The organism is Microbacterium sp. Leaf351 (genome assembly GCF_001423825.1).
Lineage (GTDB): Bacteria > Actinomycetota > Actinomycetes > Actinomycetales > Microbacteriaceae > Microbacterium > Microbacterium ginsengisoli.
In genome coordinates this window covers 87933-88179 of the sequence record NZ_LMPK01000036.1, presented here as the reverse complement: position 1 = coordinate 88179, position 247 = coordinate 87933, and the positions used below count along the sequence as shown (strand labels likewise).

Genomic DNA, 247 nt, shown 5'->3' with positions numbered 1-247 from the left:
GCGAGCGCGGAGAAGCCCGACGGACAGAACCGCATCACCGTGCCGCCGCACCTGCGCACGTACGCCGGACTCGAGCGTGAGCTCATCGTCACCGGCGTCGGCGCTCACGCCGAGATCTGGGACGCCGCCGCGTGGAACGCCTACGCGGAGGCCAACGAGTCGAGCTATGCCGAGTTGGAGCAGGAGGTGATCCCGGGCCTCTTCTGAGCCCCAGGCCGCGATCCCCACCCGCCTCTCCCTGGCGCAC

At 70.9% G+C, this 247-nt stretch carries 1 pseudogene; it reads left to right on the top strand.

The annotated features are described in order from the left end of the window. Positions 1-207, top strand: a pseudogene (locus ASG00_RS18475) (division/cell wall cluster transcriptional repressor MraZ); the annotation flags it as partial. Positions 208-247: the final 40 nt, after the last annotated feature.